Origin of the sequence: Vibrio sp. YYF0003 (genome assembly GCF_036350715.1) — a bacterium.
Classification (GTDB): domain Bacteria; phylum Pseudomonadota; class Gammaproteobacteria; order Enterobacterales; family Vibrionaceae; genus Vibrio; species Vibrio natriegens.
In genome coordinates this window covers 363,594-381,527 of sequence record NZ_JAZDWA010000003.1, presented here as the reverse complement: position 1 = coordinate 381,527, position 17,934 = coordinate 363,594, and the positions used below count along the sequence as shown (strand labels likewise).

Here is a 17,934-nt window from a genome sequence, read left to right as displayed (position 1 = left end):
CTAAAAAAGCGAAAGTCATGCTCGACTTTCGCTTTTTGTTTTGTGGAATAGGGGCTCTTACCTATAAAGAGACAGTCGATGATACTCAAATCCTTACCGAATGAGTCGATGCCTCGGGAGAAGTTGCTCCAGAGAGGACCACAAGCGCTAACCGATGCTGAATTACTCGCTATATTTCTGCGTACGGGCACGCAAGGCATGAATGTGATTGAGTTGGCGGATTTCCTAATTCAGGATTTTGGCTCGCTCAGGCAGCTGTTTTCGGCGTCAGAGAAAGAATTTTGCCAACATAAAGGACTAGGACAAGCTAAATATGTTCAACTACAAGCCGTGCTTGAGATGACTCAGCGTTATTTAGCGGAAACTTTAAAGCGTGGTGATGCCTTGACCAGCCCGGAACAGACAAAGTTGTACCTCTCATCGATTTTGAGAGATCGACAAAGAGAGGCCTTTTATATTCTTTTTCTCGATAATCAGCACCGCGTTATAAAAGATGAAATCTTATTCGAAGGAACGTTGGATGCGGCGTCGGTTTATCCGCGAGAAGTGGTGAAGCGAGCCTTGCATCATAACGCGGCAGCCTTGATTCTTGCTCATAATCATCCATCTGGTGTGGCGGAGCCGAGCCAGTCTGACAGAAGAATTACTCGCCGATTAATCGACGCTTTAGCACTGGTAGATATTCGCATTTTGGACCATTTCGTCATCGGTGATGGAGAAAGTGTCTCTTTTGCTGAAAGAGGATGGATATAACTGTGCGTTTTTTAGGTTGTTAGTTGCAAAAAATCTGCTATCATCCACGCCACTAAATTTTAAACTGAATTCAGCTTGGACTGCTAGAAAAAACCTGCTGTCTAAAAAAAGATCACGAAAACCTGTAAAAAGGATCTGTTCGGGTCTTGAGCAATGCATGTCAAGTTAGTATAATGCGCGACCTTTGATAGCCTTGTATGGATTTTCCATAGCGGTTCTTAACCTCTAACTTCTTTTTGAGAGATAGAGAGGTTCGGCCACCAAGGTTGATATCGAGCTGAAACGATTTTGGAGAAGACATTCATGTCACGAGTATGCCAAGTAACTGGTAAGCGTCCAGTAACGGGTAACAACCGTTCACACGCACGAAATGCTACTAAGCGTCGTTTTCTGCCGAACCTACAAACTCATCGTTTCTGGGTAGAGAGCGAAAAACGTTTTGTTAAACTACGTCTATCTGCTAAAGGTATGCGCATCATCGACAAGAAAGGTATCGATACTGTTCTTGCTGATATGCGTGCACGTGGCGAAAACGTTTAAGAGGAAATAAGCAATGGCAAAGAAAGGCGTTCGTGAGAAAATCCGTCTAGTATCTTCTGCAGGTACTGGCCACTTCTACACAACTGATAAGAACAAGCGTAACATGCCAGGCAAATTTGAGATCAAGAAATTTGATCCAGTTGTACGCCAGCACGTTATGTACAAAGAAGCAAAAATCAAGTAATTGGTTTCTGACTCTTTTACGAATTGAAAAACCCAACTTTCGAGTTGGGTTTTTTATTACCTCCAGTTCCTAGCACCCATCCCCATTACTCTTCCTCACTGCTTTCTACATCTGTTTACAGATCTTCTAGTCAATATTTATCTGCTTTGCTAATTTACTGTGACTTACAGAAATTAGGAGTGATTATGCGCATTAGTCCGGCTCGTCGTCGCCGATGGAACAATATCCTTATCCTAGGTGTTATCGCTTTTATCGTGATCTCAAATGCGCCGATGTGGATCAAAACCTACTTATTATCAGAAGAAGTGGATCCATATCCTAATTTACTACGATCTGATCATCAGGTGAGTGCGATTTACTATAGCGGTTGGGAATTAGAACTTAAGAATGGCGAGTGGCAGGCCAATATTAAAGTGAGTATTCCTTCTGAAGAGCTTGTGGCTCGCTGGCAGTCTTTAGAGGGCACGGAGCTTACTGAGCAGCAATATGAGACGTTGAAACATCAACTTAAGGCGCCAGAGTCGATCGAAGTATGGTATCAGGATCTTGATGAACCACAGCGTATCACCTTCTACCGTTTAAGTGATTTTTGGCTGTTCAAGAACTGGCAAGATAAATGGATTGCGATTTCAGTGGATGATGGTTATCTCCTTCCTGAGTAATATGACTGCTTGAATCATCCCTGTATTTATCCACGTGTTTTCGATTATGCTAGCCGAGCTGATTAATAAGAATAGACAATTGAACGGAGCCAACAATGCCTGAATTACCTGAAGTCGAAGTCAGCCGTATGGGAATCACGCCGCATATGCTTGATCAAACGATCCAGGCGTTTGTGTTTCGTACCCCCAAACTACGCTGGGATATCCCTCAGGAACTGAAGCAGCTTGAAGGGCAAGTGATTCGTGCAATCCGGCGCCGTGCCAAGTACCTGTTGATTGAGACGGATAGGGGAACCGCGATTGTTCATCTGGGTATGTCAGGCTCGCTACGTGTGCTGGATGCAGACTTTCCTCCGGCTAAACATGATCATGTGGATCTGAAGCTGACTAATGGCAAAGTACTGCGCTATAACGACCCGCGTCGATTTGGAGCGTGGTTATGGTGCGCGCCAGGTGAGTCTCACTCCGTACTTGATCATATGGGGCCAGAGCCGTTAACTGACGAGTTCAATGCTGAATATGTGGCAGAAAAAGCGCAAGGCAAGCGTGTTGCTGTAAAGCAGTTCATTATGGACAACAAAGTCGTGGTCGGCGTTGGTAATATCTACGCGAATGAATCCCTGTTTAAATCTCGGATCCATCCAACCAGACCCGCTGGCAAAGTCACATCGCAAGAATGGGCGTTACTGGTTGCCAACATCAAAGGCACACTGGAAATCGCAATAAATCAAGGTGGTACTACGCTCAAGGATTTTGCGCAGGCAGACGGTAAACCTGGATATTTTGCCCAGGAACTGTTGGTTTATGGTAAAGCGGGTGAACCTTGCCCTGAATGCGGAAAGCCACTTCAAGAGCAAAAGATTGGTCAGCGCAATACTTTCTTCTGTAATGAGTGTCAGAAGTGAAATATGGATCAGGGCAAATTATATTTGCCCTGATTTTTCAAAGTACTTCTTTGCTACTAACAGAGAGATTAATTTTTCTCGTTGAGGGTTTTTAAACTGTTCCACCCATTCGTGTGCGTTTTGTATGATGGTCTCTGCCTCTTCAGGATGATCGATATAGTACTCCATTTTCTCTATCAAGTCAGAGTAATCAGCTTTCACCTCTACATAGTGAATACCTGCTTGCAAGCGACCCTCCATGAACCAAGTTTCATATCTAGGCTTAGACATGATCACCAGCGAGTTTGATGACATCGCCCATTTGAGGTTGGTTGCAACGTCATTGCCTTCAATAGCCAGAACAAACTTACATTTCAACTGCTCTTGGATTGAAAGAAAACCTTTCTCGCTCGGATGCCCTTCGATGGGAGCCGTGCGACCGATATCACATTTAGGATGATCATAAAATTGCTCAATCACTACTTTACGATGCGGTTTTTCCCCCAAGCCTCTCCATACAGCGATATCTTTTTTTTGTCTAAAAGAGAGCTTGTCGTCTATAAAATAGAAATGGCGAATCTCATTCAGCTTTAGTAATACCGAGTTTTCATTCCCCTCACCAATCGGTCGGCTTTTAAGAAAGCATGGATATTCTGGGACATAACGAATATCACCGTTCAAAAACTGGAAAAAGTATTGAGCTGGGAATGACTTAACCACTTTGTGTAGGTCGAAGTAGTATGTTGTTCCACCTGTCTTTTTGTATTCGCCAACACGTGTCGACTCGTTTTCAGGAAGTTCAAATGACTCGTTAACCTTGTTGTAGTAATCAACTCGTTCTTGGATATAGGAATCCATCGGGTATTTATCGATAAGATGACGAGCCGATTTACTTCTAATGGCGCTAGGAACTAAGACTTGCAGACCATTTGCAGCGTAATACTTAAATTTCCTGAAACTCATTGTGCTACCTTTTTATTGATAGCGGTATAAACACATTCAGGTACAAACTGTTTTACGTCTCCGCCATGAATGGCAACCTCACGAACAATGGTGGAAGAGAGAAAAGCATATTCATCGGCTGGGGTAAGGAACACGCTTTCCATTCCAGGTAGCAGCTTGCGGTACATGCTGGTAAGGCCGAACTCGTATTCAAAGTCGACCGTTGTTCTAAGGCCGCGCACCAACACATTCGCTTCTTGCTCTCTGGCAAAATCAACCAGTAGCCCACTAAAACCTGCCGTTGATACATTACTTAAATGTGCCGTTGATTCCTCAACCAGTTTTACGCGTTCTTCTAAGCTAAAAAGTGTATTTTTAGAAGGGCTTGCCGCGACTCCGATGATAATTTGGTCAAACATGTCTGCAGCACGAGTAATGATATCAAGGTGACCATTTGTGATTGGATCGAAAGTACCTGGGTATATGACTTTTTTCATCGTAAAACTGTCTCGTAAATGTCGACGTATTGATTAGCAGTGTAGTTGATATCAAACAATTTCAATTTCTCTTGCCCCTGAGCGATGAAGTGTTGCTTCAATTCATCATCTTGGGAAACCTTCACTATTGCATCTGCCAGTTCTTGTGAATTACCTGGCTCAACCAGTAATCCATTTGAGTTGTGGTCGATGATGTCAGGAATGCCTCCTGCGTTGGTACCAATAACAGGTAAACCAGAGCCCATACCTTCCAAAATGACAGAGCCAAGCCCTTCGGTATACGATGGGTGTACTTGTAAGTCTGCCGCTGCAAACCAATCACCCATGTTGTTCTGTTTACCTTCAAAGCTAATGTTAGTTAGACCTTCTGCTTGTGCTTCAAGCGTTTGTCGCTCTGGACCATCGCCCAATAAACAGATGTGAACAGAGGGCGCAATGTCTTTTAGTAGCCGTGCCGCTTCGATAGTGACATTGAAGCCTTTATGTTTGAGCATGTTTGCGGCATGAATCACCAAAAACTTACCCGCAAAGCGCTCTCTTAGGGCTTTAACTGCTTGTTTATCTACAGAGTATACCACTGGGGAGCTTGGTATTTTGTAAGTGGTAGACGTTGGGTAAGCGTCTTTGACTCTCTGAACAATGGCTGTGCTCAAGCCAACTACAGCACTCGCTTTCGTGTAGGCTAAATTTGCCAGCCACTTTTTCTTTAGAGGGTTATCTATACGGCGCGTGACGATATAAGGCTTACCATAAAGCATGTGCTGAATGAGAGCCCAATAAATTGCGCGTCCTTCATGAACATGAATGAGTGAACAATTTTGAGTTACAGCTTTAGAGTGTGCCTTGGTAAAGTGAGTCGCCAGCACTAGCTTAACGTTCAGTTTACGGATGGCATCGGCAAAAGGGCTTTTAGGGTTAGCGACTACCGTAAGGTTATAACCCAATTTGACTTGTTGCTGGATGAGTTGAAGGGTTTGGTTTTCTCCTCCATGGTAGCCAGAAGCCAAATTCACATGGCAAATATTCATATTATTGCTCTTTGTTGTGTTTTTTCACGTAGTCACGCAGCCAAAGATCGGCATAACGGGTAAAAGTGGTGTTTGCGCTTAACACTGCTAACAAAAAGCCGTGTCGTCCATCTAAGAAACCACGCTTGATGATATACATCTTAAAGAATCGGAAAAAACCGTGTGTAAACGCACTCGATAGAGAAGCGGATTTCTTTCCTTCTCGCTGGTCAGCCCAAGACTGCATATACAGTTGAGTTTTTCGTGTGTATTCACCCAATCTTTCATAGGTAAAGTGCTTGAGGCGTCCGTTTAATGACACGATGTTAAATCCATCTGGAATCACCACGCTTTCGTGCACCAATGCATCGTTGTATTGAGTTTGTGAAGTTTTATACAAACGGACTACCCAGTCAGGAGACCAGCCCGAGTGACGAATCTCTTTGGCAAAAGCGGTGGTTAGGCGATTCACTTGGTAGACATTTTCGTCGTTGTGCTGACTAATAGCATTCAGAATGTCTTGGCGCAGTTCGTCAGTCACGCGTTCATCGGCATCTAACCAAAGAACGAAATCGGACTCGATATAAGTTTGTGCAAGTTGGCGCTGTTGTCCAAACCCTGGCCAATCTAAGTTGGTATAAAACTTATTTGTGTAATGCCTTGCGATGGATTCAGTACTATCAGTACTACCAGAATCTAGGATGACAATCTCATCGACCCAATCTTTTACTGTGTCTAGACAAGCTTTTAAATGCTTCTCTTCATTTTTTACGATTAAGGCAACGGCTAAAGTTGGCTTGGACAAGGTGACTTCCTTCTTTACAAATCAATACCGTAAGTTTACTGATATTGCGGGTACAAATCTTCTACGACGTGATCGAACATGCTTATCACTTGATCGCTTGTGATGCGATTCATTGCAGTTTCATCTTTTGCACGAGTTCGCCAGCTAAGTTGTTGGCTGGTTTTTCCAGTTTCAGCCAAGATGACTTCTTCATAAACTGATACTACATATTGTAAGTAGCGGTAAGGGCCCACGCGAACTGGGTTATGGTGGGCATACAAACCAATAATCGGAGTGTTCATCGCATTTGCCATATGTGCCGGCCCAGTATCTGGAGCGATGACCATTTCTACATTATCAATCAAAGCAAGCATTTGTAGAATAGAACTTTGGCCCACTAAATTCAGGCATGGTTCTTCCAAGCGAGACTGTATGCTCTCGGCGAGGTCCAACTCTACTTGTGCAGGGCTACCAGCAAGAATGACATTCCATCCTTTCGCTCTCGCGTGCTCAATAACATCAACGTATCCCTCAGCGTTCCAGTTTTTATAAGCTTTACTGGCTCCAGGTACGAGTAATAGGTTTGGTTTGTCACCAGAAATATGAGCCTCTGCCCACTCTCTATCCTGCTCTGGGTAAGTAAGTGTCCAATCTAGCTCTGTGTTGGGAACCCCAATTTGATGGGCAAAAGCCATTAAACCATCCGCGACATGCAGAGATTGTGGCGAAGGTACTTTGACATTGGTAAACAGTGTCTGAAAATCCTGACTTCTGTCAGAAGAAAAACCCAGCCTATATTTTGCCTTAATACCTAATGTCGATACGCTAGCTCGAATAGCATATTGCATGTGCAAAAGGGCATCAAATTTGCGACCTTTTAACTGTTTCCACAGAGCTTTATAGCCTTCTAAGCCTGCTTTTTTATCGAATACGATGACTTCGACACCATCAATAGCCGCTAACAATTGAGACTCTAGTTTGCCTGTAATCCAGGTGATTTGAGTGCTTGGCCATTGTTTTTGAATTGCTTGCACGGTAGCGATGGTATTACAAACGTCTCCAATAGCGGATAAACGCAAGATGCATAATGATGATGGGGCAGAAGTGAACATAATTATTGTCTGATTAGCGAAATAGAGGCAGGTAAATTATGCAGACATCCCCAATAAATGTAAAATACACAGCTCCAATATAACGAAATACCGATAAGTATTCTGCAATGTCAAAGACTACACCAGATCAATCGCAAGAATCAGGGAAGCCAGGTAATACGGGCGTAAAACGCATTATCAAAGCAACAGGTTACTCTATACAGGGATTAAAAGCCGCTTTTAAACATGAAGCCGCGGTTCGGCAAGAGCTCGCTTTGCTGAGTATTGCTGTGATCTTGGCATGCTTGGTTGATGTCGGGATGATCGAGCGTATCTTATTGATTGGTGTGGTTGTATTAGTACTGATTGTCGAACTGCTGAATTCAGCCATAGAAGCAGTAGTAGACCGCATCGGTGTTGAACGCCATGAGTTAAGTGGTCGCGCTAAAGATATAGGGTCCGCAGCCGTTATGGTTGCGTTAACATTTGCTGGCTTTACCTGGCTTTATATATTGACCAGTCGCTACTTGGGCTAGAGATTTAAAACATGATTCAACAGTATCAAGATAACAATCAGGTCATTTGGTTTGATGATGAGTTCATTACAAACCCCAGCCAGCCTATTTTTGACCCAGAATACTGGCAGTCAGTGAATAAGATTGTTGGCAGTGCAACGGGACGCGGTACGACGTGGTTTGTTCAGCTTGATACTATGCAAGCTGCCTTGCGTCATTATCGTCGGGGCGGATTGTTCGGTAAATTGGTTAAAGACCAGTATTGGTTTTCTGGCTGGGATAAAACACGCAGTGCTGAAGAGTTCCAGCTTTTACTTACGTTGATACAAGCAGGAGTTAACGTCCCTCGACCAATTGCGGCACGCGTTGTTAAAGTCGGACTCTCATACCAAGCCGATTTGTTAAGTGAGCGGATTCCAAATGCCAGAGATTTGGTTAGCATTTTGCAAGAGCGTTCGTTATCGAAAGATATGTATAAAAAAATCGGACAAGAAATTGCCAAAATGCACAATGCGGGCGTTAACCATACCGACTTAAATATTCACAACATCTTGATCGATGATAGAGATAAAGTGTGGATTATTGATTTTGATAAGTGCCATTTAGATGCGAGTGAGCAAGTTAAACAGTATAACCTTGAAAGGTTTAATCGCTCTTTTATTAAAGAATTCAATAAGTTGAGCATTCACTGGACGACAAACGATTTTGCAATTGTTCTGAAGGGTTATGAGCTGCAACTACAAATATCAAAGAATAGAAAGTGAGAACAATGCAATGAGAAAAGTCGTATTGCTGAACGATACTACGCCAGACAATCACTATGGATGTACTCGAGTCATCAATAACTTAAATACCTTGATTGCAGAGTCTGGTGGGATAGTGACCCACTCGTTAAAAATTGATCAGAAGATCTTTAACTCAGAGACCAAGCAATACCTACAGCAAGCTGATATTGTCATTATTAATGGAGAAGGAACCTTTCATCACGGTGCACAACGTGCGCATGATATGCTTAAGCTTGTTGCTGATCTTCCCCTGAAAAAATATTTGGTTAACGCGACCTACGACAGTAACCCTGACATATTTGCAAAATTACTCAAGAACTTCGATGGCGTGACAGTGCGAGAGACTCGCAGTCAACGCCAGCTTAAGGAGCAGGGGATCGATTCTATCGTTATTCCAGACTTGTCCTTGTACAGTGAGTTGTGTACGTCGACGGATAGAAAAGGGTTTCTCTACGGAGACAGTGTTAATTTCCGTTTAGCGTGGAAAATGCACCAGCTATTCCACAATAAAGCCGACTTCAGCGTGAATCGTATCTGTTATACGTCGAATCGCTGGGAGCAAGTCAATCGTTATATTCTCAAAGGTCTGCGCAAGTTTGACTTCACCAAATTCAAGACCAGAAACCTATTTATAGCACGTGAGCAGATGACTCCGGAGCAATATCATCGAGAGATCGCTCATGCCAACGGTATCATCACGGGGCGCTACCACGCGATTTGTTATGCTATCAACAGTTTGACGCCATTTCTCGCCGTCAGCTCTAACAGCCACAAAGTAGAGGGGCTGATGGAGGATATCGGTTTACAAAGACGGATCATCGCCTCGTCGCAGCTTGAAAACTTTGAGGGAATTGAGCCCTTGACGAATGAGGATGTTGTGAAGATTGAAGCCTTCCTCTCAGAAGGACGCAAGAACATGCGTACCTTCTATCACTCGGTGTTTAACGACTAATCATTGATGAGTCACTAGCCACCGGTATTAGTTGATTGATTCATAACAGTCACTGTACGGGATCACATCAAACGGAAGCTTTGAGATAGGTGAGCAGTTAAAAATACGGCCTCGCAATTGCTGACTGGCCTCGGTCATAAATGGAAGAATTTTCTCTTCATAGTCTTTTTGTAGACCACTTTTTTGCTGCTTCCCTTGAGCTTCATAGAACCTCGGTTGGTGGGCGTTCGATATATCCAGCCCGAGCAAGTTCATGATATTAGGTTGTTGTCGAGCGAAAATCTGGATAGCAATAGCCATCACTGTACCACCATCGACGACGTAATTATCGATATCATTGCTAAAAGGCATTTGTGGCGAAAACTTCGTCTGATGGAAGAGAGAAACGTCATGATTGACGAGAAGCGAATAATCTCGTTCTCCAATCGCACACAATGCACCAAGGCTAAGTATTAGGTGTGTTTTTTGTTTGAGTTGAGCAAGTAAGTCAAAGCGATTATAAACAAAGTTGGCATCCATAATGACTAACGCATCAATGCCTAGTTGGTGCTCATAAGCCAGTGCAACTGCTCCGTTTAAAAACACATTCTTTCCTTCGATTCTTGCATGATCGAGGGATTTCACACTTGGACCTGAGCCAATAATATTGACTTGCTGATCAAATCCAACAAGCTCTGACAGTGGAACCAATGAGACGGCTTTACCGCGAAAAAAAGTCCCTTCTTTTCGAACCTTAACGTCAGGCCAGTAATCGGCTTTGTAACGTTGTGATTTAGGATGAGTAAGTTTAATGAAACGCTTGATTAACCGTCTTCTCAGCTTTAGATATGTTTCATTTTTCTTCATAAGAGCTCGTTTAAGTTAATAGTTATTAAATCCGAATGACTTACATTCGCTCTAAAATACAATTTATGGTCAAATCGACAGCACCTTGCTGTTTGAGGACTAGAAGGTTGCGTCCACCTTTATTGTTTCTTGATTTCTTTAAGCTAGACACAATCACGCTACTTAGGTGCTTAGCAGAAACAACTTTGACAGTGTTAAGTTCGATTTGTGCTTCAACGATGTCTTGAAAGTTGTAGTAGCTTGGGCCTGTCAATACAGGTAGACCGAGTGCGATAGGTTCCAGAACATTATGTCCGCCGACTTTATCTCCTATCAGGCTACCTCCCATGAAACAGATATCTGCACCACCAAGCAAGATCAACATCTCACCCATAGTATCGCCTAGGTAGACTTGAGTAGACTCCGTTACTTCTGACTTTAACGTGCGGCGAACCGTTTGAAAACCTTGGTTTTGGCAAAGTTCAAAGACACTATCAAAACGTTCTGGGTGCCGTGGTACTAGAACCAACAAGGCATTTGGATGTGATTCAAGCACTTGCTTGTGAGCATCCAATACCTGCTCGTCTTCGCCTTTGTGCGTGCTTGCTGCTATCCAGACGGGTCTGTGTTCGCCAAGAGCAGAGCGCAACGCCTTACCCTTAGCTTTCACATCGTCTGAGATTTGGATATCAAATTTTATTGAACCAGTTACGGATAGTTTGTTTCGTTCAACGCCCAAGCGTTCAAATCTGTCTGCATCGGATTCTGCCTGGCAAAGTACCTGAGTTAAGCAAGGATGCAGCAAGTTAAACAGCGCTTGAACTTTGGCGTAGTTGTTATATGACTTTTCAGACAGGCGTGCATTAACGACAGTGATTGGAATTCCGGCTTTATGCACTGTATTTAGAGTATTAGGCCAAAGTTCAGTTTCAATAATCAGCATTTGCTTTGGGTTTGTCGCTTTCAAAAATCCTTTTACCGCAAAGCTAAAGTCGATTGGCATGTATCGGTGTTCGACTAAACTACCTAATTTTTCTACTTGCTCGGCCCCGGTACTGGTTGTCGTGGTAACCAGAATCGTTTGTTCAGGGTTTTGCTTTTTTAACGCTTTTATTAGCGGTGCTGCAGCGATGCTTTCACCAACGGATACTGCATGAATCCATATTGGTCGTTGGTCCGTGTTAAGCTTTGGTGTAATACCAAAATGCTCTTTCCAGCGCGGACCAAATTTAGGCTTGTTTGGTTTGCTTTTATACAAACCAAACAAAAGAATCGGTGAAGCCAAAGCCAGCAACAGGGTATATATGAGTCGAATTAACATGAGCTAATGGTAATCGCTTCGAGTTTTTGGATGCTATTCAACACTTGTTTTGGTGACAATTCCGTCAAACACTTAAGGTGGTTAAACTGGCATTCACGTTGAAAACATGGGCGACAGTCAATATCGGTATGAACAATCTCGACTTTGTCTGCAAGTGGCGGCGTGTATTTTGGAGATGTTGAACCATACACAGCGACGACATTACAACCGACTGCTGCTGCAACGTGCATTAAGCCTGAGTCATTTGCTACGACGGTTTTACATACAGCCAGTAAATCAACGGCTTCAATCAAACTAGTTTGTCCGGCTAGAACATGAATATGCTGTTGGAACTGTGGCGGAACCAGTGCTCGAATTCCGTTACATGTCTCAAGATCTTTTTGTGAACCAAATAACCAGATTTGATGGCCTTCTTTGCACATCTGTGTGGCAACTTCCGCATAATGCGTTTCTGGCCACTTCTTCGCCGGGCCAAATTCTGCACCTGGACACAAGCCAATAATCGAGCGTTCTTTATTTAGGTTGAACTTTTGGATAGTGGCTTGTTGCTCTTCAGTATTGATAGCTAGGCGAGGGCGCGGCAGTGTCTCTAGTCCACCCAGTGATGATGAGTCCACCATCTCCGATTGTGGATAAGCCAAAGCCACATAACGCTCCACCATGTATTGGAACGACTTCATGTTAGGACGAATGTCATTCAGCAAGCCATAGCGCATTTCGCCTTTCCAGCCGCTGCGAAGAGGAATGTTAGCAAACCACGGTATCAGTGCAGATTTAGCCGATTTTGGCAGGATATAAGCGTGGTCGTATTTCTTCTCACGCAGTGTCTTACCAATTTCACGGCGTCCCAGAAGGTTAAACTCACCGTGGCCAATCGGCATTTGTATCGCTTGGTTTACCTCAGGCATACGCTCTAAGATTGGTTTACACCATCCGGGAGCAATGACATCAATTTCGCTATCAGGATTCAATTGCTTTAGAACAATGTATAAGGATTGCGACATCACCATATCGCCAACCCAAGAAGGACCAATAATTAAGATCTTTTTCATTTTTTAACTTGCCAGTCAGTGTCGTATCTCGGCTTAAAGATATTGTAATAGTTATTGCCGTCTTCTTGCGAACGCAATAATTGGAGTACCCACATGTATTGCTCCGGTTTGCTACCCACAAAGTACTCAATTGCTTGGTTGCAGGTACGTGCGTCTTGCTCGTCACCTTTATCCAATTCGAATGCCGGCAGGATTTCGATATCAAACGTGCCATCTTCTGTGTTCATAGAAGCAAACATTGGTAATACTTTGGAGCGAGATAGTTTTGCAATTTTACCTAAGCCCGGCAGTGTCGCTTTACGTGTTGCAAAAAAGTCTACAAACACACTATGTTCAGGACCATGATCTTGATCGGGTAAATAATAACCCACATAACCATCGCGGATAGATTTTAAGAATGGCTTGATGCCGCCAGAACGCTCATAAACTCGTCCGCCATATTGGACGCGTTGTTTGTGCATCAGCCAGTCTGTAACGTCGTTCTTTTGTTTTTTCGCCATGGCAGATACGGGCATTCCCTTTGAAGCAAGCAAAATAGCCGGGATATCAATGGCCCAAGAATGCGGGACCATTAAGATTACATTTTCATTGTTATCAATATGGTTTTGTAAGATGTCCAACCCTATGATTTGACAACGTTTCTGCAGCCATATCGGAGAGCGCAAACTTAATAGTCCAAAACGGAAAAAGAACAGTGCTGCAGTATAGATTGTTTTTTCAATCAGGATTTCACGTTCTTCAAATGTTTTTTCTGGAAAACATAACTCGAAGTTTACGCGAGCTCGGTGAGCAGGGCCTTTACGTGATTTTGATAGTTTCTTCGCAACTGTTTTTGCTAACCATTTTTGCACACTTAACGGCATCAACGCTAAAGGCAAAAAGAGAAGGACACCTAACCAAGTCCCCCAATATTTAGGCGATAGAAAGTGGCGTTCAAACTCAGGGTTATAGGCTTTGGGATCGAAATCATCACGTTTATTGGTCATGGGGTGTCTTGTTACCTATACGTATGGAGACGAGTGATTTAAATGTAGATAAAGGAAATGATACAGGCTATTAGGAATGAGTAAAGGTGGCAGGTCATAATCACCACCACCTCATAATTGCGAACAAAGATATTTAGCGATTTTGGATGGCTAGGTATTCAGAGACACCTTCTGCAACCGTTTTAAATTCTACGTCGCAGCCTGCTGAGCGTAGCTTAGTCAGATCAGCTTGAGTGAACTCCTGGTAAGCGCCTTTTAGATGCTCAGGGAAAGGAATCGTTTCGATTTCACCTTTTCCGTGGTGAGTGATCACCGCTTTCGCGACCTCTTCAAACGACTCCGCGCGTCCTGTGCCACAGTTAAAAATGCCTGATATGCCATTTTCGAAGAACCATAGGTTTACTTTACATACATCGCCGACGTAAACGAAATCACGTTTAAAGGTCTCGCTACCTGCGAAGAGTTTCGGGTTTTCACCTGCATTTAGCTGGTTATTTAGGTGGAAGGCAACGGATGCCATGCTTCCTTTATGGTCTTCACGAGGGCCGTAAACATTGAAGTAACGGAAGCCAGTAATTTGAGATAGGGTCTCACAGTGCTCTTCAGCGTCTTGCCATAAGCGACGTACGTAGTTATCAAACTGCTGCTTCGAGTAACCGTAAACGTTAAGTGCGCCTTCGTATTCACGTTCTTCAACAAAGGTATCTGTCTCACCGTATGTGGCTGCAGAAGAGGCGTAAAGGAATGGAATTTCACGGTCTAAACAATAATGCAATAACTCTTTTGAGTACTCATAGTTGTTTAGCATCATGTATTTACCATCCCACTCGGTGGTTGCAGAACAAGCACCTTCATGGAAAATTGCTTCGATAGGACCGAAATCATCACCGGCCATAATTTGGGTAAGGAAGTCGTCACGATCCATGTAATCTGTGATGTCCAGATCAACTAAGTTCTTAAACTTTTTACCATTTTTTAGGTTGTCGACAACCAGAATATCGTTCATACCAGCTGCGTTGAGAGCTTTAACAATGTTGCTGCCAATCATGCCAGCACCACCAGTTACGATGATCATAGAACTTCCACCATAGATTAAAATTTTCTCAGGAATTTTAGCAAGAAACGTTATACCGCGCTATTGAAGCGGTAAAGAAAGGTTATAGGGAGTAGGGCCTAGTAGTCTAGGCCCTCGCGTTAGTTACTTCTCATCCGAATGGTTTGGTCGCTGGTACCAAGGGTTTCGTTCATCTGTTAGTTCGATCAAGCTGTATTTGCGACCCAGCTTCTGACCACCATCACGGGTCAGTGGTTGCCAGCTGAAGTTCGCACGGTTGTTGCTTGGCTTAACGGTCATGATGTCGTATGGAATGGAAATATAGAAGCCCTTGGTATAGCTACCTTCACCAAACTCATCGGCTGATAGGTCACTCACTGATGCAAAGACACCTGCGATGACACCACTCTTGAATTGCTTGGAAAAGTTCAACTGAGCGCCCTTATCACCACCCAGGAATTGACCAACATCCAACTGGAACATTGTGTTAGACAAGAACTCCCATTGCGGGAAGTAATAGCCAGACACAAAGCCAGTAAAGCCTTTATCAATAACTTGGAACGGATCACCGTATTTTGGAACGTTTTGCCATTTGTCGGTGTAAACACCAAAGTAACTCTCTGGGTCACGCTGAGAGATCAAGTTAGCGTCTGCACCAATTGCCCAGTTTGAACCTTGAGGGCGGTATAAGAACTCTGTACCCACACCAGCAAACATACTTTCCAGGTAACCTGCATAAAACTGCTGATCTATCGTGTCCGAGTATTCCTGGAACCAGGTCAACTGTAGATTTGACATAGACACATCGTGCTCGTTTTGGTAAGCACGGAACATGGTACGCACACGCGGAATCGTTGTACCATCCGGTGGCGTAACGTAATTAAACTTGTCGTAGTTGTTATACCAATCCCAGTAAAGCGAACCGCCTATTTCCAGGTTGTCAGTTAACCAGTAAGAGGCATTACCATTTAAACCGACGCTAAACAGGTAAAAGTCTTCAGCGTTGCCCAGCGTTTGAACTAATTTAGGTGCAAAACTCCAGTCGAAGCGCTTAAAGCCATCATTGGTCGCTTTACCTTGTGGTTTGCTGTTCGATGTTGAAACCGCATCATCGATTTGTGGGTTGACGTAGTTTACTTGTGCGTAATCTCGGTATTTATCTTTAGAGATAATCGTTTGATTCGTGATTAAACCACGGTTGCGCTCATTGATGGTAAACGTATCAACACTTTTTGGCACTTGGTTGCTCAACACGGCGGCGGCTTTTTCATGTGCTTCGCTGCGATCACGGTATTTCTTTTGCTCACCGACAATCGATACGGTATCGTCCTTCGCATAGATTTTGGTATTTTGATAACCCGCAATCTTATCCAGGTCTTCTGTTACGCGTTCCCAATCGACCTGAGAAAGCTCGGCTGGTTGGTTATCTTCTGCCTTTGGCGTTGGTGTATCACGCCAGAAAGATGGCATCTTATTGAAGTTGGTATATAGACTTAAACCTGCTACGAGGGTATCCCCACGCTCATAACTTAAGCGCAGATCTGCCATGTGCCCCAAACGGTAAAGTACACCGAAGTTCCATGGCGTGTGTGGTGTCATGTCTATTTTTCCGCGAGCGACTGGGTAGTCTTCACTGTAGTCGTTGCTGTCGTACTCCAGTTTAAAGCGCAGTGGGGCATAAAGTGTTTGATATTCCACACCACCAAATAAAGCTGTCGAACCTTTAAACCAACGCTCAAAGTCCACGCTACCGCCATTACCTTTGTAATCAGATGGTCGGTCACAGTAGCGTTCTGAAACTTTACATGCCGGGTTACTGATATTATCACGAGTGCCTAAATAACCCCAACCTAAACCTAAAGTGAAGTCGAACGTACCTAAGTTAGGGTTAGAATAGCGCTTGGTGGCAGCGATAAATTCGGCATCAAATAGACCTGTACCAGCAAAGTCACGAACGCCAACCGAAAGCTCTGGTAAATATTGGGATTCTTCTAAAAGCCGAACTTTAAAATCGATACCTTTATCAGAGAACTTATTATCTCCAGAAAAGTCATAGTCCTCAGTATATAAAACGTCATTGACCAATGTGTAACGAAGGGTTGTCTCCAACCAAGGCATTATTTGTAGGGTGACATTGTAAAACTGATACTCGTTGCTGAAGTTTACGGCAAAGTTAAATTCACCTTCTGGCGCCATACGGCCAGTCGGCATTTGCATCAAGCCTACACCGCCAAAGTCCATCTGTGACGGCTGAAGCGGTGGTACTTCAAATGGCATATCTTGAGCCCAAACCAATGCCGGACCCATTAAAGAAAGGGTTAAAGTATTTCTAATCAGCGTCATAGTGGGCTCTTCATTGATGTTGGCTTCAGTTGTGTTAGTAACTTCACAATATCCTGATCCATTTCAGAGGTTTCAAACTTCTCGAATGGGATATAAACCATGGTCAATGGTGGCAGGTAATATTGAGTCGTCAACCAAGAACCGTAGTGTGGCTGAGCAACGTTGCCATCGGGATAAATTAGGATTGGAGGGTGGGCAAGCTCACCAATGTCACTTTCTAGGTTTGCAATTTGTTGCTTTAGTGGAATGCCTGCTTGTTCTTTAACTGAGTAGACTTTGTCTAAGTTTCCTAGATAAATGACTTTTTCTTCTCGCTGTATTGATACAAGAGATAAATCACCATCAAGCAGAGGGTTGTTAAACTTATCCAAGCGGACGTCATCCACATCAACGTTAGAGAACACACGCGGCGCAAATTGATGCTTTTGGACGTATTTATATAACGGGTGGGAGACCAGGTTGTGCTGAATCATTTGGTTCAACACTGAGTTTTTCAGCGCAGTTGATTTACGTAATGCTTCTTCGGAATCATCAAATAACGTTGTGCCGAGAGGGTATTGTAAAACAAGGTCTTGCTGTTGTGCCTGTTTTAGAACATCCGCCAAACGAGCTTTTTGTTGAAATTGCAACTGTTTACTCACGCCAACTAGTTCAACGTTTAAATATGCGGATTTATCTGGGATGGATTGAGCGGAAGCAGGTACAACACTTGCGCTTGCTAACATAGCGAAGCTTAATAAAGGGAACAGTCGATTAC

20 protein-coding genes are annotated in these 17,934 nt (G+C 43.6%); 8 read left to right on the top strand and 12 right to left on the bottom strand.

From position 1 onward, the window contains the following. Nucleotides 1-78: 78 nt before the first annotated feature. From radC to mutM, 5 genes are all read left to right on the top strand, one after another. Nucleotides 79-753, top strand: a complete 675-nt coding sequence (gene radC / locus V1U08_RS12070; RefSeq protein WP_065296212.1) for a RadC family protein — start codon at nt 79-81, stop codon at nt 751-753. 303 nt (nt 754-1,056) lie between these two features. Continuing rightward, the gene (gene rpmB, locus V1U08_RS12065) at nt 1,057-1,293 is read left to right on the top strand and encodes a 50S ribosomal protein L28 (protein ID WP_005384783.1); all 237 of its coding nucleotides are present in this window, start codon (nt 1,057-1,059) and stop codon (nt 1,291-1,293) included. Nucleotides 1,294-1,306: 13 nt separating this feature from the next. Then, entirely contained in the window at nt 1,307-1,477 is a 171-nt protein-coding gene (gene rpmG / locus V1U08_RS12060) for a 50S ribosomal protein L33 (RefSeq protein WP_004410866.1), read from the top strand. 185 nt (nt 1,478-1,662) lie between these two features. Continuing rightward, entirely contained in the window at nt 1,663-2,139 is a 477-nt protein-coding gene (locus V1U08_RS12055; RefSeq protein ID WP_330470681.1) for a hypothetical protein, read from the top strand. Nucleotides 2,140-2,234: 95 nt separating this feature from the next. Further along, entirely contained in the window at nt 2,235-3,044 is an 810-nt protein-coding gene (mutM, locus tag V1U08_RS12050) for a bifunctional DNA-formamidopyrimidine glycosylase/DNA-(apurinic or apyrimidinic site) lyase (protein WP_330470680.1), read from the top strand. An 18-nt stretch (nt 3,045-3,062) separates the two neighbouring features. Here mutM and V1U08_RS12045 read toward each other — a convergent pair whose 3' ends face one another. Genes V1U08_RS12045 through V1U08_RS12025 form a run of 5 tightly spaced genes read right to left on the bottom strand, consistent with a single transcriptional unit; the run spans nt 3,063 to nt 7,365 of the window. Further along, nucleotides 3,063-3,986, bottom strand: a complete 924-nt coding sequence (locus tag V1U08_RS12045; protein WP_330470679.1) for a glycosyl transferase family 90 — start codon at nt 3,984-3,986, stop codon at nt 3,063-3,065. Then, nucleotides 3,983-4,462: a pantetheine-phosphate adenylyltransferase gene (gene coaD / locus V1U08_RS12040; RefSeq protein WP_129830453.1), complete on the bottom strand. Its 480-nt coding sequence runs from the start codon at nt 4,460-4,462 to the stop codon at nt 3,983-3,985. The genes V1U08_RS12045 and coaD overlap by 4 nt, the downstream gene beginning before the upstream one ends. Next, nucleotides 4,459-5,490 carry a glycosyltransferase family 4 protein gene (locus tag V1U08_RS12035; protein ID WP_330470678.1) on the bottom strand — a complete coding sequence of 344 codons (1,032 nt, stop codon included), beginning with the start codon at nt 5,488-5,490 and terminating at the stop codon, nt 4,459-4,461. Before V1U08_RS12035 ends, coaD begins: the two co-directional genes overlap by 4 nt. A 1-nt stretch (nt 5,491) precedes the next feature. Next, nucleotides 5,492-6,274 (bottom strand): glycosyltransferase family 2 protein, encoded by a 783-nt coding sequence (locus V1U08_RS12030; RefSeq protein WP_330470677.1) that lies wholly within the window; start codon nt 6,272-6,274, stop codon nt 5,492-5,494. 35 nt (nt 6,275-6,309) lie between these two features. Continuing rightward, on the bottom strand, nt 6,310-7,365 hold the full coding sequence (locus V1U08_RS12025; protein ID WP_330470676.1) for a glycosyltransferase family 9 protein: 1,056 nt from the start codon (nt 7,363-7,365) through the stop codon (nt 6,310-6,312). A 107-nt stretch (nt 7,366-7,472) separates the two neighbouring features. On the opposite strand from V1U08_RS12025, the gene V1U08_RS12020 reads away from it, so the two are divergent. The 3 genes from V1U08_RS12020 to V1U08_RS12010 are packed head-to-tail and all read left to right on the top strand — an operon-like array spanning nt 7,473 to nt 9,596. Next, nucleotides 7,473-7,880, top strand: a complete 408-nt coding sequence (locus tag V1U08_RS12020) for a diacylglycerol kinase (RefSeq protein ID WP_065296220.1) — start codon at nt 7,473-7,475, stop codon at nt 7,878-7,880. An 11-nt stretch (nt 7,881-7,891) separates the two neighbouring features. Then, complete coding sequence (locus V1U08_RS12015; protein WP_330470675.1) at nt 7,892-8,623, top strand: 3-deoxy-D-manno-octulosonic acid kinase; 732 nt, start codon at nt 7,892-7,894, stop codon at nt 8,621-8,623. 10 nt (nt 8,624-8,633) lie between these two features. After that, nucleotides 8,634-9,596, top strand: coding sequence for a polysaccharide pyruvyl transferase family protein (locus tag V1U08_RS12010; protein ID WP_330470674.1), 963 nt, complete (start codon nt 8,634-8,636; stop codon nt 9,594-9,596). 27 nt (nt 9,597-9,623) lie between these two features. Here the strand turns inward: V1U08_RS12010 and V1U08_RS12005 are convergent, their stop codons facing one another. The 7 genes from V1U08_RS12005 to V1U08_RS11975 form a co-directional block, all read right to left on the bottom strand. Beyond that, the gene (locus tag V1U08_RS12005; RefSeq protein ID WP_025533176.1) at nt 9,624-10,442 is read right to left on the bottom strand and encodes a hypothetical protein; all 819 of its coding nucleotides are present in this window, start codon (nt 10,440-10,442) and stop codon (nt 9,624-9,626) included. Between the two features lie 40 nt (nt 10,443-10,482). Continuing rightward, nucleotides 10,483-11,742, bottom strand: a complete 1,260-nt coding sequence (gene waaA, locus V1U08_RS12000; protein WP_330470673.1) for a lipid IV(A) 3-deoxy-D-manno-octulosonic acid transferase — start codon at nt 11,740-11,742, stop codon at nt 10,483-10,485. After that, nucleotides 11,736-12,794 (bottom strand): lipopolysaccharide heptosyltransferase II, encoded by a 1,059-nt coding sequence (waaF, locus tag V1U08_RS11995; protein ID WP_330470672.1) that lies wholly within the window; start codon nt 12,792-12,794, stop codon nt 11,736-11,738. The genes waaA and waaF overlap by 7 nt, the downstream gene beginning before the upstream one ends. Further along, nucleotides 12,791-13,780, bottom strand: coding sequence for a lauroyl-Kdo(2)-lipid IV(A) myristoyltransferase (lpxM, locus tag V1U08_RS11990; RefSeq protein ID WP_330470671.1), 990 nt, complete (start codon nt 13,778-13,780; stop codon nt 12,791-12,793). Before lpxM ends, waaF begins: the two co-directional genes overlap by 4 nt. Before the next feature lie 133 nt (nt 13,781-13,913). Next, a complete protein-coding gene (gene rfaD / locus V1U08_RS11985; RefSeq protein ID WP_330470670.1) occupies nt 13,914-14,855 on the bottom strand; it encodes an ADP-glyceromanno-heptose 6-epimerase in 942 nt (313 codons plus the stop codon). 123 nt (nt 14,856-14,978) lie between these two features. After that, nucleotides 14,979-17,177: a YjbH domain-containing protein gene (locus V1U08_RS11980; RefSeq protein WP_330470669.1), complete on the bottom strand. Its 2,199-nt coding sequence runs from the start codon at nt 17,175-17,177 to the stop codon at nt 14,979-14,981. Further along, nucleotides 17,174-17,902 (bottom strand): capsule biosynthesis GfcC family protein, encoded by a 729-nt coding sequence (locus tag V1U08_RS11975; RefSeq protein WP_443089735.1) that lies wholly within the window; start codon nt 17,900-17,902, stop codon nt 17,174-17,176. Before V1U08_RS11975 ends, V1U08_RS11980 begins: the two co-directional genes overlap by 4 nt. Nucleotides 17,903-17,934: the final 32 nt, after the last annotated feature.